General features: G+C 67.0%; 21 protein-coding genes and 1 tRNA gene. 10 read left to right on the top strand and 12 right to left on the bottom strand.

Going from position 1 to position 21,615, the window contains the following annotated elements; all coding sequences use genetic code 11:
- Positions 1-10: 10 nt before the first annotated feature.
- The 4 genes from rpsO to KO490_RS04280 form a co-directional block, all read right to left on the bottom strand.
- Positions 11-280: a 30S ribosomal protein S15 gene (gene rpsO / locus KO490_RS04295; protein WP_216018167.1), complete on the bottom strand. Its 270-nt coding sequence runs from the start codon at positions 278-280 to the stop codon at positions 11-13.
- 133 nt (positions 281-413) lie between these two features.
- The gene (locus tag KO490_RS04290; RefSeq protein ID WP_216018166.1) at positions 414-1,382 is read right to left on the bottom strand and encodes a calcium-binding protein; all 969 of its coding nucleotides are present in this window, start codon (positions 1,380-1,382) and stop codon (positions 414-416) included.
- A gap of 201 nt (positions 1,383-1,583) precedes the next feature.
- Positions 1,584-1,709, bottom strand: a complete 126-nt coding sequence (gene ykgO / locus KO490_RS04285) for a type B 50S ribosomal protein L36 (RefSeq protein WP_028725484.1) — start codon at positions 1,707-1,709, stop codon at positions 1,584-1,586.
- An 82-nt stretch (positions 1,710-1,791) separates the two neighbouring features.
- Positions 1,792-1,866, bottom strand: a tRNA-Val gene (locus KO490_RS04280).
- A gap of 132 nt (positions 1,867-1,998) precedes the next feature.
- On the opposite strand from KO490_RS04280, the gene KO490_RS04275 reads away from it, so the two are divergent.
- A complete protein-coding gene (locus KO490_RS04275) occupies positions 1,999-2,862 on the top strand; it encodes an N-formylglutamate amidohydrolase (RefSeq protein ID WP_303462771.1) in 864 nt (287 codons plus the stop codon).
- Positions 2,840-3,259, top strand: a complete 420-nt coding sequence (locus tag KO490_RS04270; RefSeq protein ID WP_252727012.1) for an NUDIX hydrolase — start codon at positions 2,840-2,842, stop codon at positions 3,257-3,259. Before KO490_RS04275 ends, KO490_RS04270 begins: the two co-directional genes overlap by 23 nt.
- Here KO490_RS04270 and KO490_RS04265 read toward each other — a convergent pair.
- Both KO490_RS04265 and pyrF read right to left on the bottom strand, forming a co-directional pair.
- Complete coding sequence (locus tag KO490_RS04265; protein ID WP_216018165.1) at positions 3,256-3,954, bottom strand: hypothetical protein; 699 nt, start codon at positions 3,952-3,954, stop codon at positions 3,256-3,258. The two genes, KO490_RS04270 and KO490_RS04265, sit on opposite strands and share 4 nt — an antisense overlap.
- A 51-nt stretch (positions 3,955-4,005) precedes the next feature.
- Entirely contained in the window at positions 4,006-4,692 is a 687-nt protein-coding gene (gene pyrF / locus KO490_RS04260; protein WP_216018164.1) for an orotidine-5'-phosphate decarboxylase, read from the bottom strand.
- A gap of 159 nt (positions 4,693-4,851) precedes the next feature.
- Here pyrF and clpB point away from each other — a divergent pair, with 159 nt between their 5' ends.
- Positions 4,852-7,491, top strand: a complete 2,640-nt coding sequence (clpB, locus tag KO490_RS04255; RefSeq protein WP_216018163.1) for an ATP-dependent chaperone ClpB — start codon at positions 4,852-4,854, stop codon at positions 7,489-7,491.
- A 76-nt stretch (positions 7,492-7,567) separates the two neighbouring features.
- Here the strand turns inward: clpB and KO490_RS04250 are convergent, their stop codons facing one another.
- Entirely contained in the window at positions 7,568-8,221 is a 654-nt protein-coding gene (locus KO490_RS04250; RefSeq protein ID WP_216018162.1) for a hypothetical protein, read from the bottom strand.
- A 304-nt stretch (positions 8,222-8,525) separates the two neighbouring features.
- On the opposite strand from KO490_RS04250, the gene KO490_RS04245 reads away from it, so the two are divergent.
- From KO490_RS04245 to msrA, 3 genes are all read left to right on the top strand, one after another.
- Entirely contained in the window at positions 8,526-9,491 is a 966-nt protein-coding gene (locus KO490_RS04245) for a nitronate monooxygenase family protein (RefSeq protein ID WP_216018161.1), read from the top strand.
- A gap of 69 nt (positions 9,492-9,560) precedes the next feature.
- Positions 9,561-10,010 carry a peptide-methionine (R)-S-oxide reductase MsrB gene (gene msrB / locus KO490_RS04240; RefSeq protein ID WP_216018160.1) on the top strand — a complete coding sequence of 150 codons (450 nt, stop codon included), beginning with the start codon at positions 9,561-9,563 and terminating at the stop codon, positions 10,008-10,010.
- A complete protein-coding gene (msrA, locus tag KO490_RS04235) occupies positions 10,003-10,509 on the top strand; it encodes a peptide-methionine (S)-S-oxide reductase MsrA (protein ID WP_216018159.1) in 507 nt (168 codons plus the stop codon). The genes msrB and msrA overlap by 8 nt, the downstream gene beginning before the upstream one ends.
- A gap of 109 nt (positions 10,510-10,618) precedes the next feature.
- Here msrA and KO490_RS04230 read toward each other — a convergent pair whose 3' ends face one another.
- From KO490_RS04230 to kynU, 4 genes are all read right to left on the bottom strand, one after another.
- Complete coding sequence (locus KO490_RS04230) at positions 10,619-13,660, bottom strand: efflux RND transporter permease subunit (protein ID WP_216018158.1); 3,042 nt, start codon at positions 13,658-13,660, stop codon at positions 10,619-10,621.
- Positions 13,657-14,754 carry an efflux RND transporter periplasmic adaptor subunit gene (locus tag KO490_RS04225; RefSeq protein ID WP_216018157.1) on the bottom strand — a complete coding sequence of 366 codons (1,098 nt, stop codon included), beginning with the start codon at positions 14,752-14,754 and terminating at the stop codon, positions 13,657-13,659. Before KO490_RS04225 ends, KO490_RS04230 begins: the two co-directional genes overlap by 4 nt.
- A complete protein-coding gene (locus KO490_RS04220) occupies positions 14,751-15,809 on the bottom strand; it encodes an efflux RND transporter periplasmic adaptor subunit (protein WP_216018156.1) in 1,059 nt (352 codons plus the stop codon). The genes KO490_RS04225 and KO490_RS04220 overlap by 4 nt, the downstream gene beginning before the upstream one ends.
- 85 nt (positions 15,810-15,894) lie before the next feature.
- Positions 15,895-17,082, bottom strand: a complete 1,188-nt coding sequence (kynU, locus tag KO490_RS04215; protein WP_216018155.1) for a kynureninase — start codon at positions 17,080-17,082, stop codon at positions 15,895-15,897.
- 62 nt (positions 17,083-17,144) lie between these two features.
- On the opposite strand from kynU, the gene KO490_RS04210 reads away from it, so the two are divergent.
- The gene (locus KO490_RS04210) at positions 17,145-17,930 is read left to right on the top strand and encodes an alpha/beta hydrolase (RefSeq protein WP_216018154.1); all 786 of its coding nucleotides are present in this window, start codon (positions 17,145-17,147) and stop codon (positions 17,928-17,930) included.
- Here KO490_RS04210 and KO490_RS04205 read toward each other — a convergent pair.
- Positions 17,912-18,748 (bottom strand): aldo/keto reductase, encoded by an 837-nt coding sequence (locus tag KO490_RS04205; RefSeq protein WP_216018153.1) that lies wholly within the window; start codon positions 18,746-18,748, stop codon positions 17,912-17,914. The two genes, KO490_RS04210 and KO490_RS04205, sit on opposite strands and share 19 nt — an antisense overlap.
- Before the next feature lie 138 nt (positions 18,749-18,886).
- On the opposite strand from KO490_RS04205, the gene KO490_RS04200 reads away from it, so the two are divergent.
- The 3 genes from KO490_RS04200 to bluB all read left to right on the top strand — a co-directional run bounded on the left by KO490_RS04200 (position 18,887) and on the right by bluB (position 21,264).
- A complete protein-coding gene (locus tag KO490_RS04200) occupies positions 18,887-19,216 on the top strand; it encodes a hypothetical protein (RefSeq protein WP_368500204.1) in 330 nt (109 codons plus the stop codon).
- A gap of 120 nt (positions 19,217-19,336) precedes the next feature.
- Positions 19,337-20,596, top strand: coding sequence for a lytic murein transglycosylase (locus KO490_RS04195; protein ID WP_216018151.1), 1,260 nt, complete (start codon positions 19,337-19,339; stop codon positions 20,594-20,596).
- A complete protein-coding gene (gene bluB, locus KO490_RS04190; RefSeq protein ID WP_216018150.1) occupies positions 20,593-21,264 on the top strand; it encodes a 5,6-dimethylbenzimidazole synthase in 672 nt (223 codons plus the stop codon). The genes KO490_RS04195 and bluB overlap by 4 nt, the downstream gene beginning before the upstream one ends.
- Positions 21,265-21,615: the final 351 nt, after the last annotated feature.

Below are 21,615 nucleotides of genomic sequence, written 5' to 3'. Positions count from 1 at the left end.
ATCCGACGTCTTAGCGACGCAGGCCCAGCTTGGCGATGATCACGTTGTAGCGGGCTTCTTCCTTGCCCTTCAGGTAGTCCAGCAGCTTGCGACGCTGAGCGACGAGCTTCAGCAGGCCGCGACGGCTGTGGTTGTCCTTCTTGTGCGTCTTGAAGTGCTCGGTCAGCGTGACGATGCGCGAGGTCAGGATCGCGATCTGCACTTCGGCGCCGCCGGTATCGCCTTCGGTCTTGCCGAATTCCTTGATGACGCGGGCTTTTTCTTCTGCGGTGATCGACATCGGGATCTCCTTTCGGATTGGGGTGACGGCGCAGGCCGGGATGTCGTCCAGCACGGGCCCATGAAACGCCCGCCGGGGCCGTGACCCAGGCGGATGCGCGCAGATAGACGAAATGGGGCCGCTTGGAAACCCCCTACGACCGCGGATCCCCTGCAATCATGCGGATATCGGACAATTCCAGCCCCCCGCGCTGCAGCAGGCGCCCGATGGGTTCGTCATTCACGCGGATGACCGTGGTGCCGTCCGCATCCTCGTGCAGGGACAGCCGGGCATCCTCGATCATGTCGGCGGGGACATGCAGCAGGATCACATCCTCGGTCGCGTCGAAATCCGCGATGACGGGCAGTTCGGGATGGAACCCGCGCAGTTCGAACAGGTCGGCCCCGGCATTCCCGGATGCGAAATCGCCCGCGCCGGGCATGAGCGTGTCGTCACCCTCGCCGCCATTCATCCAGACGGTTGCCGCGTCCTCGTCGCCGATCAGCACGTCGTCGCCCGCGCCGCCATCGAGGTCGTCCGCATCCCCGCCCGCGATCAGCAGATCGTCGCCGTCATTTCCCGCCAGCCAGTCGCTGCCCGCGCCGCCGATCAGCGTGTCGTTCCCTTCGCCGCCCACAAGGGTATCGTCGCCGTCGTCGCCCAGCAGCATATCGTCGCCGCCCTGTCCGGCCAGCGAATCGTCGCCCGCGCCGCCATGGATGGTGTCGTTGTCGCCGGGGCCGAAGGGCAGATCGCCCTGCACCCAATCGTCGCCATCACCCGATTCGATCCGATCGCAGCCTTCGCTGCCTGTCAGCATGTCGTCGCCCGCACCCCCGCGGATCAGCAGGTCGCCGGTCAGGGCATCATCGGTTTCGGGCGCGAGGGGCAGCAGGTCCACTTCGGCCGGTTCCGATCCCGCAGGCTCCGATTCGGCGGGTTCCGGGGGCAGAAGCGGTTCCTCCTCGGGCGCATCGGGCATGATCGGGGGCAGCGCATCGTCGCCTTCGGGGGCATCGGGGGGCGAATCGTCGTCCTGTTCCGTGCCGCCGCCCAGGATCGAGGTCATGTCGACCATGATTCCCGTCATGAGGATGCCGATGACGCCGCCGAGAAGGAACATGACACGATCCGAATACACCCGGCACCGCGCCGGAGGGGTTCAGGATACAGGCGTCGGACCCCATTCAGAACGTGTTTCCTGACTGTTCGTTAACGCGTCCGCCGGGATCCGGCATCCGGACATGAAAAAACCCGCCGTTTCGGGCGGGTTCATTCGCGTTTTCCGTGACCTGCCGGATGTCCCGGCGCAAGTCCCGCAATCTCAGCCCTGGCGGGCCTTGAAGCGGCGGTTGGTCTTGTTGATCACGTAGATACGGCCCTTGCGGCGCACGATCTGACAATCGCGATGCCGGCTCTTGAGCGAGCGGAGCGAGTTGCGAACCTTCATAGGTCTTCTCCATCATCGCGGCGCGTCGCAGCCGCTTGGAAAACGAATGCCCCCGACTTGCGGCCGGGGGCGGCGAAAAAAATGGTGGGCGGTACTGGGATCGAACCAGTGGCCACTACGATGTCAACGTAGTGCTCTACCGCTGAGCTAACCGCCCGTCCGTTGCTTTGCGTTTCCGCTCTGCCTCGGTTCGCGTGTCTATATAAGGGCGTTTCAGGGTATTCAAGCCCTATCAGCAGCAGTTTTTTCAGGTTTATATACGAATGTCGTTCCAGCACGGGAAAACCGCGTGACACCGATCCCATCGCCCTTCCGGCTCAGCCGTCCCGCTGCATGGTCAAGCGGCGTCATCTTCGCCTCGCCGCATTCGGGATGCGAATATCCCGAATGGTTTCTGGATGATACGAATCTGACGACCACCCAGCTCCGCTCGTCCGAGGATGCCTTCGTGGACCGCTTTATCGAGAGCGCGCCGCATTACGGGGCCGTGGCGCTGTCATCGGTCGTGCCGCGCTGCGTGGTCGATCTGAACCGCGCCGCGGACGAGATCGACCCCCTGCTGGTGCGCGGGGTCCCGCGCCATCCGCTGAATCAGCGCACCATGGCCGGGCTGGGGGTGATTCCCCGCGTCGTGTCCCAGGGCCGCGCGATCCATCTTCGCCAGATGGAGCGTGACGAGGCCGAGCGCCGCATCGACGCCTGCTGGCGCCCCTATCACCAGCAGCTTGCGACCCTGATCCAGGAGGCCCGCGCGACCTTCGGCCAGGCGATTCTGATCGACATGCATTCCATGCCCCACGATGCGCTGGCCCATCTGCAGGGACCGCGTCCCGACATGGTGCTGGGCAATCGCCACGGCCTGTCGGCGGCGGCGCGAATCTCGGAAGCGGTCTGCGAGGCGATGGAGGACGAGGGCTGGCGCATCCGCCGCAATTCGCCCTTCTCGGGGGCCTATATCTGTTCGGCCTATGGTCGCCCCGCCCAGAACGTCCATGTGGTCCAGCTGGAAATCGACCGCTCTCTCTATATGGACGAGCCCACGATCACCCCGCGCCCGGATTTCGACGCCTTCGCCAAGCGGATGGAGCGCGTGGTCGCCCGGCTGGCCACCCTGGGCATGGATCGCAGCCTTGGCCGATTCGCAGCCGAGTAGGGGCTTCAACGGCGCCAAGCTGTTCCTGCGCCACGAATCGCGGATGCTGACGCTTCAGCGCGACGACCGCGAGGGGCTGCCCTTCCCTTCGCACTGGGACCTGCCCGGCGGCGGCCGGGAGGGAGACGAGAGCCCCGTCGATTGCGCGATCCGCGAACTGGCCGAGGAACTGGCGTTGCAGCTGCCTGCCCACCGGCTGACCGGGCATCCCTTTCCGTCCCATTCCCGCCCCGGCATGACGTCCTGGTTGTTCATGGGCCGCATCACCGCCCCCGAGATCGCGACGATCCGCCTTGGCGACGAAGGCCAAGGCTGGGCGATGATGCCCGTCGCGGAATACCTGTCGCACCCGTTGTCGATCCCGCATTTCCGCGACTGGATCAGGGCCGTCGCCTAGGCGCCCCTGACCATGTTGCGCACCAGGGGCCGCAGGCTGTCGCCCTTGACCGCCCAGCTTGTCGCAAAGGCGAAGCAGGCGATGCTTTCCAGCCAGAAGACCGGGCGCAGGACGGCCAGCGCGTCGTCCAGCCCCGTGACGGCCATCGCCCCGATCGCCCCGATGCAGCCGAGGATCGTCCAGCCGCAAATGCGATAGATCCGGTTCGAGGCGCGCTTCTCGGGGCTGTTCACATCGCCCCTGACGAACAGCACGAGGCAGAAGACCGAAAGCGCGACGAAGAACAGCGCGGCGGCGACGAAATGCACGCCCGCGGCAAGGTCCGGCCCCAGGATGCATTGCAGCGCGGTGCAATCGCCCGCCGGCCCGGATGTGGGCGCCAGGCCCACCAGCGCCGCCGAGATCGCGGCCAGCCGTGCCATGCGGCGGTCGGTGATCAGTTCCCCCGCACGCGGGCGGAACCCTTCATAGGACCACAGGAACACTGCCTGCGCGAACATCGTGCCCACGAAGACCTCGCGCATCGAACTGTAATAGTAGGACGAGATGCTGGTCCGCAGTCCGCCCGGCATGAAGGCGGCGGACAGAAGCAGGATCACCGGCAGGAAATACCCGAGCGCGCCGATGGCCCGCCTGACCGCAAGAAAGGACAGGACCAGATCGTTATGGGCCTTCTCGGATGATCCGTTCGCCATGATGCCCGCCCCCGCTGCCTGACCCGATGGTGGCGGCGGGGGCGGGCCGCGTCAATGCGCGCGCAGTTCCGACAGGATCGCCTGCGCGGCGGCACGGGGATCGTCGGACTGCCAGACGGGACGGCCCACGACGATATGGTCGGCCCCTGCCCCGATGGCGCTGGCGGGGGTCTCGACCCGCTTCTGGTCGCCCAATGCGCTGCCCGCCGGACGCACGCCCGGCGTGACGATCAGGCGGGAATTGGGCAGGGCGCGGATATCGGCAGCCTCGCGCGGGGAACAGATGATGCCGTCGGCCCCGGCCTCGAATGCGCGGGCCGCGCGTTCCACGGTGATCTGGTGCAGATCGCCCGGCTGCATCATCCCCGCATCCAGATCGCCCCGATCGAGCGATGTCAGGATCGTCACGCCCAGGATCTTCAGCTTGCTGCCCGCCGCACCTTCCTTGGCCGCGCGCACCACGTGGGGATCGCCATGCACGGTCAGGAAATCCAGGTCGAACTGCGCCAGACCCCGGACCGCGGCCTCGACCGTGGCACCGATGTCGAACAGCTTCATGTCCAGGAAGATGCGCTTGCCGCGTTCCTGCTTCAGCTCGTTCGCAAGGGCCAGACCGCCGCCGGTCAGCATGCCCAGCCCGATCTTGTAGAAGCCCACCGCATCGCCCAGCCTGTCGGCCAGCTTCAGCCCCGCCAGCGCATCCGGCACGTCCATCGCGACGATCAGCCTGTCATCCATCCCCGTCACCTCATCCGCATGAAATCGGCGCGTTATGTCACGTTCGCGGGCAGCTTGAAAGCGTGCGGCGGGTCTCTATCTCTTTTCCATGACCCGGACCGGGGGCGTGCCGCAACAGGGCGTCCGCATATCGGGGGCTTTGCAAAAGGAGAATGACCGATGAACATGGAAAAGTTCACGGAGCGGTCGCGCGGTTTCATCCAGGCCGCCCAGACCATCGCGATCCGCGAGAATCAGCAGCGCGTGGTGCCCGAGCACCTGCTGAAGGCGCTGATGGATGACGACCAGGGGCTGGCCGCGAACCTGATCACGCGTTCGGGCGGCGATGCCGGTGCCGTGCGCAATGCCGTCGACCAGGCGGTGGCCAAGCTGACCCGCGTGACGGGCGGCGGGGGGCAGGTCTATGTCGATCCCAGCCTGGTGCGCGTCCTGGACGAGGCCGAGCAGGTCGCGAAGAAGGCCGGCGACAGCTTCGTTCCGGTCGAACGCCTGCTGATGGCGCTGGCGATGGTCAACACCAATGCCCGCGACGCCCTGTCGGCGGGCCAGGTGAACGCGCAGGCGCTGAACACCGCCATCACCGAGATCCGCAAGGGCCGCACTGCCGACACGGCCAGCGCCGAAGACAGCTACGAGGCGCTGGAGAAATACGCCCGCGATCTGACCGCCGCCGCCCGCGACGGCAAGATCGACCCGATCATCGGCCGCGACGAGGAGATCCGCCGCGCCATGCAGGTCCTGTCGCGGCGCACCAAGAACAACCCCGTGCTGATCGGCGAACCCGGCGTTGGCAAGACCGCCATCGCCGAAGGTCTGGCGCTGCGCATCGTGGATGGCGACGTCCCCGAATCCTTGCGCGACAAGCGGCTGATGGCGCTGGACATGGGCGCGCTGATCGCCGGCGCGAAATATCGCGGCGATTTCGAGGAACGCCTGAAATCCATCCTCAAGGAGATCGAGACCGCCGCGGGCGAGATCGTCCTGTTCATCGACGAGCTGCACACCCTTGTCGGCGCGGGCAAGACCGATGGCGCCATGGATGCCGCGAACCTGATCAAGCCCGCCCTGGCGCGGGGCGAACTGCATTGCGTGGGCGCCACGACGCTGGACGAATACCGCAAGTATATCGAGAAGGACGCGGCCCTTGCCCGCCGGTTCCAGCCGGTCATGGTCGAGGAGCCGACCGTGGACGACACGATCAGCATCCTGCGCGGCATCAAGGAGAAGTACGAGCTGCATCACGGCGTGCGCATCAGCGATGCCGCGCTGGTGGCGGCCGCGCAGCTGTCCAACCGCTACATCACCGACCGCTTCCTGCCCGACAAGGCGATCGACCTGGTGGACGAGGCCGCCTCGCGCCTGCGGATGGAGGTCGACAGCAAGCCCGAGGAGCTGGATCAGCTGGATCGCCAGATCCTGCAGATGCAGATCGAGGCCGAGGCGCTGAAGAAGGAGGACGATGCCGCATCGCGCGACCGGCTGGAGCGGCTGGAGAAGGACCTGTCGGACCTGCAGGACCGCAGCGCCGAGATGACCGCCCGCTGGCAGGCCGAACGCGACAAGCTGGAAGGATCGCGCAACCAGCAGGAGCAGCTGGACCGCGCGCGTGCCGAGCTGGACCAGGCCAAGCGCGAGGGGAACCTCGCCCGCGCGGGCGAGCTGTCCTACGGCATCATCCCCGAGCTGGAACGCCAGCTGGCCCAGGCGGAAACCGCCGAGGTCGACGGGCTGATGGTCGAGGAGGCCGTCCGCCCCGAACAGATCGCCGAGGTCGTGGAACGCTGGACCGGCATCCCGACCGCCAAGATGCTGGAAGGCGAACGCGACAAGCTGCTGAAGATGGAGGACGAGATCGGTCGCCGCGTGATCGGCCAGTCCGAGGCCGTGACCGCCGTCAGCAATGCCGTGCGCCGCGCACGGGCGGGGCTGAACGACGAGAACCGCCCGCTCGGGTCGTTCCTGTTCCTTGGGCCCACCGGCGTCGGCAAGACCGAACTGACCAAGGCCCTGGCCGAATACATGTTCGACGATGACAGCGCGATGGTCCGCATCGACATGTCCGAGTTCATGGAGAAGCACTCGGTCGCCCGCCTGATCGGCGCGCCTCCGGGCTATGTCGGCTATGACGAGGGCGGCGTCCTGACCGAGGCCGTGCGGCGGCGTCCCTATCAGGTGATCCTGTTCGACGAGGTCGAGAAGGCGCATCCGGACGTGTTCAACGTGCTGTTGCAGGTTCTGGACGACGGCGTCCTGACCGATGGCCAGGGCCGGCGGGTCGATTTCAAGCAGACGCTGATCATCCTGACCTCGAATCTGGGCTCTCAGGCGCTGTCCACCCTGCCCGAAGAGGCGGACGCCACCGAGGCCCGCCATCAGGTCATGGATGCGGTGCGTGCGCATTTCCGCCCCGAATTCCTGAACCGGCTGGACGAGATCATCATCTTCCGCCGCCTGTCGCGCGGGAACATGGACGGGATCGTCGACATCCAGCTGTCGCGGCTGGAACAACGCCTGTCGGGTCGCAAGATCGGGCTGTCCCTGGATGCCGATGCGCGCAGCTGGCTGGCCGATCAGGGCTATGACCCGGTCTTCGGGGCGCGTCCGCTGAAACGCGTGATCCAGCGCGCGCTGCAGGACCCGCTGGCCGAACTGCTGCTGTCGGGCAACGTGCTGGACGGGCAGACGGTCGAGGTGACGGCCGGCCCGGACGGGCTGATCGTGGGCGACCGCATCGGCCGCGCGGGGCCCCGCTTGGGTGCGGTGGGCGAAGGCCCCCGCCCCGATGCACCGATCCACTGAAGCGGCGCATATGCCGGAACGAGGAAAGGCCCCGGATCACCGGGGCCTTTCGAATTTCAACCGAAACGATGCCCGATCAGGCGGCGCTGCGCGACTTGCGGCGGCGCGAGGCCACGCCCATGCCCGACAGCGCGCCCAGCAGCAGCAGGGCCGAACCCGGCAGCGGAACCGGTGCGATCGACACGTCGTCGAGGAAACCGCCAAGGCCGTTGCTGATGCCTTCGGCCGCGAAGGTCAGGCGCAGGGTGCTGCCTGCATCCACCTCGAAGCGGCCCGCATCGACCAGCGCCCAATCCGAAGGCGCGACGCCATCGGCCAGACCCGACAGCAACTGCGACGAACCGTTCGTCAGGCTGTAGCTGATGCCGTTGTCGCCCGGCGTCGTGGTGCGCGGAGCATAGTAGAAGGACAGCGCGTAGATCCCGGCATTGGCGAAGGTGATGTCCTGGTACATGGACGAATTGCGGTTGCTGTCCAGTTCGACATACCAGTTGCCGCCATGCGCATCGCGCTTGGCCAGCGTGGCGTTGTTCTGCAGCTCGATGCCGCCGCCGGTCCCCTTGGTCCAACCCGAGACCGAGTTGTAAATGCCGTAGCTGCCCCTGTTCAGACCTTCCTTGGCCAGCCCGCTGACATCCTCGAAGCCACCATTGATAACGGTCGCGGCGGATGCCGCACCGCCCAGACATGCCGCGGCGGCGGCAACTGCAAGAAGCTTGCGAATACTCATTAAAATCTTCTCCGTAAATCGGCTGCCTGATCGAACGGGCATGGTTATGATTGGGTGGGTTGCTACATCCTAGCGGGTTCGCGACGCAGTGGCGCGCTGCTCTTCCGGATAGAAACGTTACGTCAATGCAACTCGGGATTGTCGAACGGTCAGGGCCGATTCTCCAAAAGGATATACGAATTGCGCGTCGTGCAGTTCGTCGGCGCCCGGTCTGGCGAATCACCCCCTTCCGACAATGTCGCCGCGTCAGCCTTGTCACCTGCCAAGCGCGGGTTATCGTTCCGGAAAATCCGAGGAGGACCCCATGCTGCCCGACATCCTGCAGAAGCTGCGCATTCCCGTCGTCGCATCGCCCATGTTCATCGTATCGGGGCCGGAACTGGTCATCGCGCAATGCAAGGCCGGCATCGTCGGCAGCTTTCCGGCGCTGAACGCCCGAGAGAAGGACGGAGAGCCGCCGCTGCTGGACGCCTGGCTGACCCGCATCACCGAGGAACTGGACCGCCACAACCAGGCCAACCCCGACAATCCGGCGGCACCCTTCGCGGTCAACCAGATCGTCCATCGCAGCAATGCGCGGCTGGAACGCGACCTCGAGATCTGCAACCGCCACAAGGTGCCGATCTGGATCACCTCGCTTGGCGCGCGCCCCGAGGTGAACGAGGCCGCCCATGATTGCGGCGGCATCGCGCTGCACGACGTGATCAACAACGTCTTCGCCAAGAAGGCGATCGAAAAAGGCGCCGACGGCCTGATCGCGGTGGCGGCGGGTGCGGGCGGCCATGCGGGTCCGCAATCGCCCTTCGCCCTGATCCAGGAGATCCGCGAATGGTTCGACGGGCCGCTGCTGCTGTCGGGGTCCATCGCGACGGGTGGCGCGGTGCTGGCGGCGCGGGCGATGGGGGCGGATCTCGCCTATATCGGCAGCCCGTTCATCGCCACGGACGAGGCGAACGCACAGGCCGAGTACAAGCAGATGATCGTCGATTCGGGCGCGATGGACATCGTGACCAGTTCGCTCTTCACCGGGGTGTCGGGGAACTATCTTGCGCCGTCGATCCGCAACGCCGGGCTGGACCCGGACAATCTGGCATCGGCCGATGTCAGCGCCATGAACTTCGGCGGCGGATCCTCGAAGCCTAAGGCCTGGAGCCAGATCTGGGGTGCGGGCCAAGGCATCGGCGCGGTCAAGTCGGTCGGTCCCGTGGCCTCGCTGGTTGACCGGCTGGCCCGCGAATACGACGCGGCCCGCCGCGACATCATGGCCTGAACCTTTGCGAAGCGGGGTGGCAATGCCCATATGTGGGCACGGAAGCCACCCCATTTCCCGGAGGATCAATTGGCATACGAGAAATCGCAGGACGCGATCGACAGGCTGACGCCCGAGCAGTATCGCGTCACGCAGGAAAACGGCACCGAGGGTGCCTTCACCGGCGAATACGACCACCATTTCGAACCCGGCATCTATGTCGACATCGTGTCGGGCGAACCGCTGTTCGCGTCGGGGGCGAAGTACAATTCCGGCTGCGGCTGGCCCGCCTTCACCAGGCCGATCGAGCAGAACGTGACCGAGCATCACGACGCCTCGCACGGGATGGTCCGGGTCGAGGTCCGTTCGAAGCATGGCGACAGCCATCTGGGCCACGTCTTTCCCGACGGCCCGCGCGAGGCGGGCGGGCTGCGCTACTGCATCAACTCGGCATCGTTGCGGTTCGTGCCCAAGGACCGGATGGAGGCCGAGGGTTACGGCGAATACCTGGATCAGGTCGGCGAGGTGAACCATGGCTGAGCGCGCGGTTCTGGCGGGTGGCTGCTTCTGGGGCATGCAGGATCTGATCCGCAAGCTGCCGGGCGTGCTGTCGACCCGCGTGGGGTATTCGGGCGGCGACGTTCCGAACGCGACCTATCGCAATCACGGCACCCATGCCGAGGCCATCGAGATCGTCTTCGATCCCGACATGACCACCTATCGCCACCTGCTGGAGTTCTTCTTCCAGATCCACGATCCGACCACGCCGAACCGGCAGGGCAACGATATCGGGATGAGCTATCGCTCGGCGATTTATTACGTCACCGAAGAACAGCGACTGGTGGCGCTGGACACGATCGCGGATGTCGAGGCCTCGGGCCTGTGGCCGGGCAAGGTCGTCACCGAAGTGGAACCCGTCGGCGATTTCTGGGAGGCCGAGCCCGAGCATCAGGATTACCTGGAACGGTTCCCCAACGGCTATACCTGTCACTTCCCGCGCCCCGATTGGATCCTGCCCAAGCGCGAAGCGGCCGAGTGATATTGTCGCCCGCCCCATGAGAAAGCGCCCCCCGAGCGATGCTCGGGGGGCGCTTTTTGCGTCCCGCGATGGCCGGGGGCCCTGCCCCCGGACCCCCGGAGGTCGTGCATCAGTTGCGCGGCGGCTTCACCCCGAAGACCACGCAGTAGAGCGCCGGCACGAAGACCAGCGTGATCAGCGTACCGGCGATGATGCCGCCCATCATCGCGAATGCCATCGGCCCCCAGAACACCTGCCGAGAGATCGGGATCAGCGCCAGCGAGGCCGCGGCGGCGGTCAGCAGGATCGGGCGTGCGCGGCTGTCGGATGCCTCGAACACGGCATCCCACCGGTTGCGCCCCTGGTGCAGCAGCTCCTGGATCTCGTGGACCAGGATGACCGAGTTGCGGATCAGGATGCCCACCAGCGCAAGGATCCCCAGGATCGCGACGAAGCCCATGGGCACGCCGAAGGGCACCAGCACCGCCACGACGCCGATCAGCCCCAGGGGGGCGGCCGCGAAGACGATCAGCGACAGGCGGAAGCTCTGCATCTGGACCATCACGAGGAAGGCCATGATCAGCAGCATGACCGGCACCACCGCGGTGATCGGTTCCTGGCTGTCGGCCGAGCTTTCGACCGTGCCGCCCACCTCGACCTTGACCGAAGGGGGCAGGCCCGCCTGGTATTCGGCCACGCGATCCGCCAATGCGGTCACCATGGTCGCGGGCTGATCCGCGGTGGCGATGGCCGCCAGCACCGTCACCGTCGGCAACCCGTCGCGCTGCATGATCAGCGGCTGTTCCGATCCGTATTCCAGCGATACCAGCGCCGAGAGCGGAATGGTCCGTCCATCCGCCAGGTTCAGCTGCAGGTTCCGGACCGAATCGATGCTGCTGCGATCCTGGGCATCGCCCCGCGCGATCACGTCGATCAGGTAGATATCGTCGCGCAGGGCCGTGATGCCGGTGCCGCTGAACAGGCCCGACAGCGCGTCCGAGATGTCCGCGCTGGTCACGCCCAGCCGTCGTGCCTGGTCCTGATCCACGTGCAGGCGGACCACGCGAGCGGGCTCGTTCCAGTCCAGCGCGATGTCGCGCAGACGCGGTTCACCCGACAGCACCGTCGCAAGACCCCGCGCCGCGTCGCGCGCCGCGTCCGCATCGGGCGCCGAGACGCGATACTGCACGGGCTTGCCGACCGGCGGGCCGATCTCGAGGTTCTTCACGTAGATGTCGACGCCCGGAAACCGATCACGGGCCAGGCTGTTCAGACGTTCCTTGACCCGGTCGCGCGCGGCCAGGTCGGGGGTCTGGATGACGATCTGTCCCATATGCGCGCCCGGCGTCGGCACGTCCATCGACAGGATGAAGCGCGGCGCGCCCTGTCCCACATAGGAGGTCCAGAAGCTGACATCCTCGTCCCCGGCCAGCGTCGCCTCGATCCGGTCCATGTCGGCGCGGGTGCGCGCGATCGAGGCGTTCTGGCGTTCGGTCACATCGACGATCACCTCGGTCCGGTCCGAGGTGGGGAAGAACTGCTGTTCCACGAATCGCATGCCCCAGACCGAGAAGACGAACAGACCGAAGGTGACCGCCACGGTCAGCCACTTGGCGCGCATGGCACCGCGCAGCAGCACGTGGAAGCCGCGGCGCAGGCGGCCCGGCTGGTGGTCGTGATGGCCCATCTTCTCGGACAGGAAGGTCACGCCCAGCAGCGGCGCGAACAGCACCGCCACGATCCACGAGATCAGCAGCGACACCGCGATCACCACGAAGAGCGAGAAGGTGAATTCCCCCGCGGCCGAGCTGTTCAGCCCGATCGGGATGAAGCCCGCGACGGTGACCAGCGTGCCGGTCAGCATGGGGAACGCGATGGATTTCCACGCATAGCTTGCCGCCGATCCGAGATTCTCGCCCACCTCCAGCCGAGAGATCATCGTCTCGATGGCGATCATCGCGTCATCGACCAGCAGCCCCAGGGCGATGATCAGCGCCCCGAGCGAGATGCGCTGAAGCGTGACCCCGTAGAGGTCGAGGATCACGAAGGTGATCGCCAGCACCAGGGGAATGGTCAGCGTCACGACGAAGCCCGCGCGGAAGCCCAGGCTGACGAAGCTGACGATCAGGACGATGATGACGGCTTCGGCCAGGGCCTTGACGAAATGACCGACCGCCTCTTCGACCACATGCGGCTGATCGGCGAATTTCGACATCTCGATGCCGACCGGCAGATCGGCGGCCACGCCCTCCATCAGCGTCTCCAGCGCCTCGCCGAATTCGAGGATGTTGCCCCCCTCGCGCATGCCGATCTGCAGGCCGATGGCCTCCTGCCCCTTGTAGCGGAACAGCGAATCGGGCGGATCGACATAGCCGCGGCGGACATTGGCCACATCGCCCACATTGAAGAAACGCTCGCCCACGCGCAGGTTCACGGCCTCGATCGAGGCGGCATCCTCGAACTGGCCGCCGACGCGCACCAGCACGCGTTCGGGGCCCGCCTCGATCACCCCCGAGGGGGAAATGGCGTTCTGCTGGGCCAGGGTCGCGATGACCTGCTGCTGGCTCAGCCCCAGGGATGCCAGGCGCGCGGCCGAGAATTCGAGATAGATCTGCTCGTCCTGCTCGCCCAGCAGCTCGATCTTGCCGGCCTCGTCGAGGGCCGCCACCTGACGGCGGATATCCTCTACCCGGTCGCGCAATTCGCGCGGGGTGAAGCCGTCGGCGGTGAAGGCATAGATGTTGCCGTAGACATCGCCGAAATTGTCGTTGAACTGGAAGCCCGCGAATTCCTGCGGGAAATCGCCGCTGATGTCGGACATCATCTCGCGGACGCGCTTCCATGCGTCGGGCACCGCGTCCCCGCGCGTGGTCGGGTCCAGTTCGACATAGACGACCGCCTGCCCCGGCGTGGTGACCGAGCGGGTGAAGTCCAGATCGTCCAGCTCTTCCAGCTTGGTCTCGATGCGGGTGGTGACCTGCTTCAGCGTCTCGTCGATGGTGGCGCCGGGCAGGGCCGCGCCGATGATCATCGTCTTGATGGTGAAGTTCGGGTCTTCCTCGCGGCCCAGATTGGCATAGCTGATGGCACCGGCAAGCATCGACACGATCAGCAGGAACCACACGAAGCTGCGGTGACGAAGCGCCCAGTCGGACAGGTTGAAACGGTTCAAGGCTCCAGTCTCCGGGCCACGGCCTGACCTTCGGTCAGGGAATTCACGCCACGGACGACGATCTCGTCGCCCGTTTCAAGCCCCGAGGTGATCGAGACCAGTCCGCGATAGGGGGCGGCGGCCTCGACCGGGACGCGCTGGACTTGCGCGTTGTCGCCCTGCCGGTCGACCCGCCAGACGAAGCGCCCCTCGTCGGTGTCGATCAGCGCCTCGATGGGCAGGGACAGCACGGGCGCGTCGGCCGTGCCGAAGCGCACCCGGACCAGCGCGCCCAGCCGGAAGGGTTCTTCCGCAGGCAGCGTCAGATACAGCCGCCGCGTGCGCGTGGCGCTGTCGGCGACGGGATCGATGCGGTCCAGCGTCGCCGTCACCTGCAGGTCGGGATCGTTACGATGCCAGACGGTGAAGCGCGCGCCCGGCTCGACCCCGATCAGCGATTGTTCGGGCAGGTCGATCACAACCTCGATTTCCTGACCGCCGGACAGCTGCAGGACGGGGGTTCCCGCGCTGACCACGGTGCCCGGCGCCTCGTAGATGGCGCTGATCACCCCGGCGAAGGGGGCGGTCATGCGGGTGTTGCCCTCGGCATCCTCGGCCTGCAGCAGCTCGGAGCGGGCCTGTTCGACCGCGGCATCGGCGGCGGTGGCGGCCTGCTGGGCCTGTTCCAGCTGCGCGTTCGACGACACGTTGCGGGCGGCCAGCGCCTGCGTGCGTTCCAGGGTGGCGGCGGCGGTCCGCTGCTGCACCTCGGCCGCGTCCAATGCGGCGCGCGCCGCGCGTGTATTCGCCTCCAGATCCTCGGTCGAGAGCTGCGCCAGCAGATCGCCCTGCGCCACGCGATCGCCCAGATCGACGGGCCGGTCGGTCATGCGGCCCAGCGCCTGGAAGCCCAGCTGCACCTGGTTGCGCGACTGGATCAGGCCGGGGATCCAGCCGGTATCGGCATCGGCATCGCGCACGAGGACGCTGACCACGGGGCGCGGCGGGGCAGGTTCCTGCGCCTCGGGGGCGCCCACCAGCCATTCGGGCAGGCCCAGCGCCGCGGCGGGTGCGGCGGCCAGAAGGCCCAGCGCCAGGCAGGTCGCGATCCTCATTCCGTCACCTCCTGCGCCGGTCGAACCTTGCGGCCGGGATAGAGAAGCTGCGACCCCTCGCCCACGACCCGCTGCCCATCCGCAAGCCCTTCCGAGACATAGATCGCATCATCGGTGAAATGGGCGACCTCGACGGGGGTCAGGGCCACGCGGTCCTCGTCGTCGACCGTCCAGATGGCGGGCGCGCTGCCCTGTCGCATCAGCGCGGCCCATGGAACGACGACGCCTTCGTCCATCACCACGTCGATATGGCCGCGCACCGAGGCCCCCAGCAGCGACACCGTGCTGGCGGGCATGTCGTCGATGCGTACGCGCACGGTGACGGTGCCGGTCTCGGGATCGACCAGCGGCGCGACCTCGATCACGCGCCCGGTCATGTCGGGGCGGGTGACGTCCAGCGTCTGCAGCCGGACGGTCTGATCCTGCATGTCGGCCAGCAGCGGATCGTCGGCGACATGGAACACCGCCTCGAGCCCGTTCAGTGTCGCAAGCCCCAGGACCGGCTGCGCCACCGCCACGACCTGACCGGGAGAGATGTCCTTCGATGCGATGACGGCATCCTCGGGTGCGGTCAGAACGGTGTCCTCCAACGCGCGGCGGGCCTGCTCGACCTGCGTCTCGGCCTGCTCGCGCGCGCCTTCGGCTTGGGACAGCGCCTGCTGCGCCTGATCGCGGGCCGCGCGCGTGCCGACACCGCGCGCCAGCATCGCGCTGGCACGTTCACTGGCCTGGCGGGCCTGTTCCTCGCTTGCTCGGGCGGCGGTTAGCCCGGCTTCGGCCACGTTCAGGGCCTGGACCTGCTGGACCGAATTCACGCGTGCCAGCGCCTGCCCCGCCTTTACCCGGTCGCCTTCCGACACGGACACTTCGGTCACGCGCCCGCCCTGTCGGAAACCCAGGTCGATGCTGTCCACGGCCTCGATCGTGCCGGTCAGCTGCAGGTCGACCGTCAGCGACTGCGTTTCCGCCGTGACGATGCGCACGCGGATCGCCTCGTCGTCCTGCGCGATCGCGCCATGGGCCATCGCGACGGCCAGCGCCGCGGTCATCATCATTCGTCCAAGCAAGGTCCCGTACCTTCAAAGGCAGCGTCGAACCCATCTGTGCTGCGAAATCGCGGCGATGGGAAGCCCCCCGCCGTCAGGTCACTTCGGCCCTTCGGTGGTATTCCGGCCGATCCCAGCTGCCCTCGCGCAGAATGCGGGCAAGCACGTCCACCGCACGGGCAACATCGTCCAGCCCGTTATAGAGCGGTGCGAAGCCGAATCGCAGCACGTCCGGGGCGCGGAAATCGCCGATCACGCCATTCGCGATCAGCGCCTGCATGACCGCATAGGCCTGCGGATGGCAGAACCCCACCTGCGATCCGCGCATCGCCGGATCGCGGGGCGAATGCAGCACCAGGTCCGGACAGGCCGCCTCGACCCCCGCGATGAAGGCTTCGGTCAGTTCGATGGACCGCGCGCGCAGATCGGCCATGGCCACGCCGTCCCAGACATCCAGCGCGGCATCCAGCGCGGCCATCGCGATCACCGGCGGCGTGCCGACGCGCATCCGCTCGATCCCGCGGGCGGGGGCATAGGACGGATCGAAGGCGAAGGGGCTTTCATGGCCCATCCAGCCCTGCAGGATCGGTTGCGCCGCATCGGCCAGCTCGGGCCGAACCCAGATGAAGGCGGGCGCGCCCGGTCCGCCGTTCAGATACTTGTAGGTGCAGCCGACCGCGAAATCGGCATCCGCGCCCGCCAGGTCCACATCCACCGCCCCCGCCGAGTGCGCAAGATCCCAGACCGTCAAGGCGCCCGCAGCATGCGCCATGGCGGTCAGCCCGGCCATGTCGTGACGACGCCCGGTGCGGTAATCGACCTCGGTCAGCATCAGGACGGCCAGCTCGTCGTCGATGGCCTGCGCCACGTCCTCGGGGGCCACGACGCGCAGGGTCGCGCCCGTCGCCCGCGCTACCCCCTCGGCCACATAGAGATCCGAGGGGAAGTTCCCCCCGTCCGACAGGATCACCCGCCTGTCCGGTCGCAGGGCCAGCGCCGCGCTCAGCGCCTGGAACAGCTTGATCGTCAACGTGTCGCCCATCACGACCTGACCCGCATCCGCGCCGATCAGCCGCGCGATCCGGTCGCCGACATCGCGGGGCTGGCGATACCACCCCGCGCGGTTCCAGCCGGTGATCAGCATCTGCGACCATTCCTCGGTCATCATCCGTGCCACCCGGTCCGCGGCCCCCACGGGCATCGGCCCCAGTGAATTGCCGTCGAGATAGGTCACCCCCTCGGGCAGGTGGAACGCGGCGCGGGTCTTGGTGAAATCGGTCATGCTCTCTCCCTCTTGCGGGGGAAGCTAGCAGCGGGGATGCTGCCGCGACAGAGGGGAACGCGATGCTGTACCGGGTCGACGATTGGGACGATGCCTATGCCAATGGCACGCATATCGCAGGGGCTGCGGATTATCCCGCCAGATGGGCGCAGGCGGCGCAGACCTTTCGCGACGCGCATCCGCCCGTGGAATGCGGCGGCGATCTGTTCCTGCCCGAAGACTCCAGGGGGCTGATGGTCTTCATCCATGGCGGTTACTGGATGCGCTTCGGGCCGCAGGACTGGTCGCATCTGGCGGCCGGGGCGCTGGCGCGGGGATGGGCCTGTCTTCTGCCACGATACGATCTGGCCCCCCAGGCGCGGATCGGGCAGATGACGCGGCAGGTGTCGCAGGCGATCGCGCGGGCGGATCACGGGGGTCCCATCGCGATTTCGGGGCATTCCGCAGGCGGGCATCTGGCGGCGCGAATGGTCTGCCAAGGCGTGCTGACCGACACGGTGGCGGCGCGGGTCACGGCCTGCGTGCCGATCTCGCCGCTGTCGGATCTGCGCCCGTTGATGCGGACGGCGATGAACAGAACCCTGGGATTGGATCAGGCCGAAGCCGTGGCCGAAAGCCCTGCGCTGCTGCAGCCCCTGCCCGTTCCGGTCACGACATGGGTCGGCGGGTCCGAACGGCCCGAATTCATCCGGCAGGCACGGCTGCTGGCGGATGCCTGGGCGGGGCTCGGGGCGGCGACCGAATGCGTGATCGATCCCGGTCGCCACCATTTCGATGTCATCGACGGGCTGTCGAACCCCGACAGCCCGCTGATCACCCGGCTTCTGGATCAGAGCTGCTCGCGATAGTCGAACTCGTCCGGGTGCGGCCCGGTGCGATGGTCGTTGTCCAGACGGTCGATCGCCGCCATCTCGTCGGCGGTCAGTTCGAAGTCCAGCACGTCGAAATTCTCGGCCAGGCGCTTCTCGTGTTCCGATTTCGGGATCACCGACAGCCCATGCTGAAGATGCCAGCGCACGATGACCTGCGCCACGCTGCGACCGGTGCGTTCGGCGGCCTCCTTGATCGGCTCGGCCTCGAAGCTGTCGCCGCGACCTAGGGGGGTCCAGCTCTGGGTGATGATGCCGAAGCGCCTGTTCACCGCCCGCATCTCGGCCTGCGTCAACGAGGGGTGCAGCTCGATCTGGTTCAGCGCCGGCGTGACGCCCGTCTCGTCGACGATCCGCCTCAGATGCGCCTCGTGGAAATTCGCGACCCCGATCGAGCGGATGCGGCCTTCGTCGCGCAGGCGGATCAGCGCCTTCCAAGTCTCGACATAGCGGTCGAGCTTCGGCAGCGGCCAGTGGATCAGGTAGAGATCGAGGTAATCCAGCCCCGAACGCTCCATCGTCGCATCGAAGGCGCGCAGCGCCTCGTCATGGCCGTGGGAATCGTTCCACAGCTTCGAGGTGACGAAGATCTGATCGCGCGGAACGTCCGAATTGCGGATCCCCTCGCCCATGCCGACCTCGTTCTTGTAGGCGGCGGCCCCGTCGATCAGGCGATAGCCGGTGCGCAGCGCGGCGGCGACCACCTCGGGGGTCTTGTCGTTGTCGATCTGGAAGATCCCCGTGCCCAGCTGCGGCATCCGGTTTCCGTCGTTCAGCGTCATCATCGGTTGGGTCATCGAAATTTCCTTTCGCGGTGCTGCCCCCTCAACGTCCGCGGGTCCAAACTGTTTCAGCACGACGCCATGACGGGCTTGCGCTTGATGGCGCATCATGTTTCCCACCGCGCATATGCGTTTCAACGAAAGGTCACTGCGATGCAGGTCTACACGCTTCTGGTCGAAGTCGGCCGCAAACAGGATGACGGTCTGCCCGAGGGCTGCGACGGCGCGGCGCTGCTGTGCTACACCCCCGCCCGCGACGAGGCCGAGGCCGTCCGCGAGACCGTCGCCATCCTCAAGGATGCGGGCCTTGCGCCGCTGGACATCTCGGGGCATGGCACCCCCGAGGACCGCGAGGAGGAAGGCCACGAGATCGGTCCCGAGGAACGCGAACTGATGCAGCGCGCGCTGGACGACGATTCCGTCGTGATCGCGCAGATGCAGCCACATTTCCCCGGCGCCAAGGGCGATCCGCGCGACGTCTGACATCGCCCCCCGATCGGCGCCCCGGCCCGCCGATCGGGGGCGTGCGCCCTATCCAACCGCTCACGGATTCGCTAGACTTCTTCAAAAGAAAACGAAGCAGTCACAAACAGGCGATACCCGATGAGCATGCAACGTCTTTTCCTGTCCACCGCCATGATCGCGGCGCTGGCTTCCTGCGCGGGGCCGGTCAGCCGTTCGCCCATGGCGGTCGGCAGCCCCTCCAGCAGCGTCCAGCCCAGCCCCATCCCGGCCGCCAGCCCCGGCGACGAGGCGGGCCTGCAGAACTTCGTCCAGAGCTTCCGCCCGCGCGCGCTGTCCTCGGGCATCTCGGCATCCACCTATGACCGCGCCATGGGGATCGCGCGCTACAATCCCGACGTGATCCGGCTGGACCGCAAGCAGGCCGAATTCTCGCGTCCGGTCTGGCTGTACCTGGACAGCGCCGTGTCGGATTCGCGCATCCAGACGGGGCGCGAGAAGAGCGCCCAGCTGTCGCGCACCCTGTCGGCCATCGAATCCCGCTATGGCGTCCCGCGAGAGATCGTGCTGGCCGTCTGGGGCATGGAATCGAACTTCGGCGCGAATCGCGGCAAGATGCAGATCATCCCCTCGCTGGCGACGCTGGCCTATGACGGGCGCCGCGGCGAAATGTTCCAGAACCAGCTGATCGCCGCGCTGAAGATCCTGCAGGCGGGCGATACCGATCCCGAACACATGCTGGGGTCCTGGGCGGGCGCGATGGGCCATACGCAGTTCATGCCGACCTCGTATCTGGATTATGCCGTCGATTTCACCGGCGACGGTCGCCGCGACATCTGGTCGGACGATCCGACGGACGCGCTGGCCTCGACCGCGAACTATCTGCGCCGCAACGGCTGGCAGCCGGGTCAGCCCTGGGGCGCCGAGGTGCAGCTGCCGCCGGGCTTCAACATGGGCCTGATCGGCAAGGGCACGCGCCGCGGCGACTGGTCCGCGCAGGGCGTGCGCCGTATCGGCGGCGGCGCGCTGCCCTCGGGCAACGGCTCGATCATCATGCCGGCGGGTGCGCGTGGCCCCGCCTTCCTGATCCTCGACAACTTCCGTTCGATCCTGCGCTACAACAACTCGGACAACTATGCGCTTGGCGTGGCCTTCCTGGGCGAACGCATCGCGGGTCGTTCGAACATCCAGGGCGCATGGCCGCGCAACGACCGTCCGCTGTCCACGTCCGAGCGCGAGGAGATCCAGGTCCGCCTGCGCCAGCGCGGTTTCTACGACGGCGAGATCGACGGCCTGTTCGGTTCGGGCACGATGGAGGCCGTGGCCGCGTTCCAGCGTTCCATCGGCGCGACGCCCGACGGGTATCCGACCTCGATCCTGCTGGACCAGCTGCGCAAATGACGGGCGACGGCCCTGCCCCCGCGGGGCCGTTTCCGCCTTCGGATCGCGCGGCCGTCTATCGCGCGATCCGCCAGCGCCGCGACGTGCGCGGCCAGTTCCTGCCCGATCCCATCGACGATGCGACGCTGCGCCGCCTGCTGCAGGCGGCCCATGACGCGCCGTCGGTCGGGCTGTCGCAGCCCTGGAACTTCATCCTGATCGGCGATCCGGCCCTGCGCCGCGATCTGCACGGGGCGTTCCTTGCCGCCAATGCCGAGGCCGCAGATCGCTTCCCCGATCGCAAACCGCTCTATTCCTCGCTGAAGCTCGAAGGCATCCTCGAGGCGCCGGTGAACCTGTGCATCACCTGCGACCGCAGCCGGGGCGGGCCGGCGGTCCTGGGGCGCACGCATGATCCCGATACCGATCTCTATTCCACCGTCTGCGCGGTCCAGAACCTGTGGCTGGCCGCCCGGGCCGAAGGGATCGGCGTCGGCTGGGTCAGCATCTTTCGTCAGGACGACCTGCGCCGGTTGCTGCGGCTGCCGGATCACGTCGTCCCCATCGCGTATCTGTGCATCGGACTGGTGTCCGAGCTCTACGAGGAACCCGAGCTGCAGGCGCGCGGCTGGGCACGCAGGCTGCCGCTGGAGGAGATGATCCTGCATGACGGCTGGGACCGGCCCTGAACCTTCGCACATCGACCTATCCCGATTGAGGACGCACCTAACCCAAAGTGCGGATGCAGATACAACCCTGCCGTGTTTTATATGTCGGCAAGTTAAGTGGTTACAGTTTGTCCCGTGAAGAAGCTCGTCGTTCTGCCCGTCGTTGCAATGGCCGTCCCGGCCGCATGTTTGCCCAAGGCAGTTCGAAACCGCGCCGGCAAGGGTCGATACCCCGCATGGGGTCGTCGCCTGCCGGCCCCATGCGGGGAACCTGACGGACCGGGATCGCACGATCCCGCGTCCCGCCGGGCCCGGTGCGGAAGCCGCCGATACCTTTTGCAAGGAAGAGGCCGCGCGCCGGAAGAGCTCCCG

This window comes from Paracoccus sp. C2R09, assembly GCF_018860625.1.
Taxonomy (GTDB): domain Bacteria; phylum Pseudomonadota; class Alphaproteobacteria; order Rhodobacterales; family Rhodobacteraceae; genus Paracoccus.
Note: the sequence above shows the minus strand (reverse complement) of the source record. Positions and strands in the feature narration are given on the sequence as shown.

Coding starts and splice junctions, on each gene's coding strand:
- clpB (WP_216018163.1), top strand. CDS start 4,852: ATGAACATGGAAAAGTTCACGGAGCGGTCGCGCGGTTTCATCCAGGCC.
- KO490_RS04225 (WP_216018157.1), bottom strand. CDS start 14,754: ATGAGGATCGCGACCTGCCTGGCGCTGGGCCTTCTGGCCGCCGCACCC.
- KO490_RS04265 (WP_216018165.1), bottom strand. CDS start 3,954: ATGGCGAACGGATCATCCGAGAAGGCCCATAACGATCTGGTCCTGTCC.
- KO490_RS04250 (WP_216018162.1), bottom strand. CDS start 8,221: ATGAGTATTCGCAAGCTTCTTGCAGTTGCCGCCGCCGCGGCATGTCTG.
- msrA (WP_216018159.1), top strand. CDS start 10,003: ATGGCTGAGCGCGCGGTTCTGGCGGGTGGCTGCTTCTGGGGCATGCAG.
- KO490_RS04195 (WP_216018151.1), top strand. CDS start 19,337: ATGAGCATGCAACGTCTTTTCCTGTCCACCGCCATGATCGCGGCGCTG.
- KO490_RS04220 (WP_216018156.1), bottom strand. CDS start 15,809: ATGATGATGACCGCGGCGCTGGCCGTCGCGATGGCCCATGGCGCGATC.
- KO490_RS04200 (WP_368500204.1), top strand. CDS start 18,887: ATGCAGGTCTACACGCTTCTGGTCGAAGTCGGCCGCAAACAGGATGAC.
- KO490_RS04205 (WP_216018153.1), bottom strand. CDS start 18,748: ATGACCCAACCGATGATGACGCTGAACGACGGAAACCGGATGCCGCAG.
- kynU (WP_216018155.1), bottom strand. CDS start 17,082: ATGACCGATTTCACCAAGACCCGCGCCGCGTTCCACCTGCCCGAGGGG.
- rpsO (WP_216018167.1), bottom strand. CDS start 280: ATGTCGATCACCGCAGAAGAAAAAGCCCGCGTCATCAAGGAATTCGGC.
- KO490_RS04210 (WP_216018154.1), top strand. CDS start 17,145: ATGCTGTACCGGGTCGACGATTGGGACGATGCCTATGCCAATGGCACG.
- pyrF (WP_216018164.1), bottom strand. CDS start 4,692: ATGGATGACAGGCTGATCGTCGCGATGGACGTGCCGGATGCGCTGGCG.
- KO490_RS04290 (WP_216018166.1), bottom strand. CDS start 1,382: ATGTTCCTTCTCGGCGGCGTCATCGGCATCCTCATGACGGGAATCATG.
- KO490_RS04245 (WP_216018161.1), top strand. CDS start 8,526: ATGCTGCCCGACATCCTGCAGAAGCTGCGCATTCCCGTCGTCGCATCG.
- ykgO (WP_028725484.1), bottom strand. CDS start 1,709: ATGAAGGTTCGCAACTCGCTCCGCTCGCTCAAGAGCCGGCATCGCGAT.
- bluB (WP_216018150.1), top strand. CDS start 20,593: ATGACGGGCGACGGCCCTGCCCCCGCGGGGCCGTTTCCGCCTTCGGAT.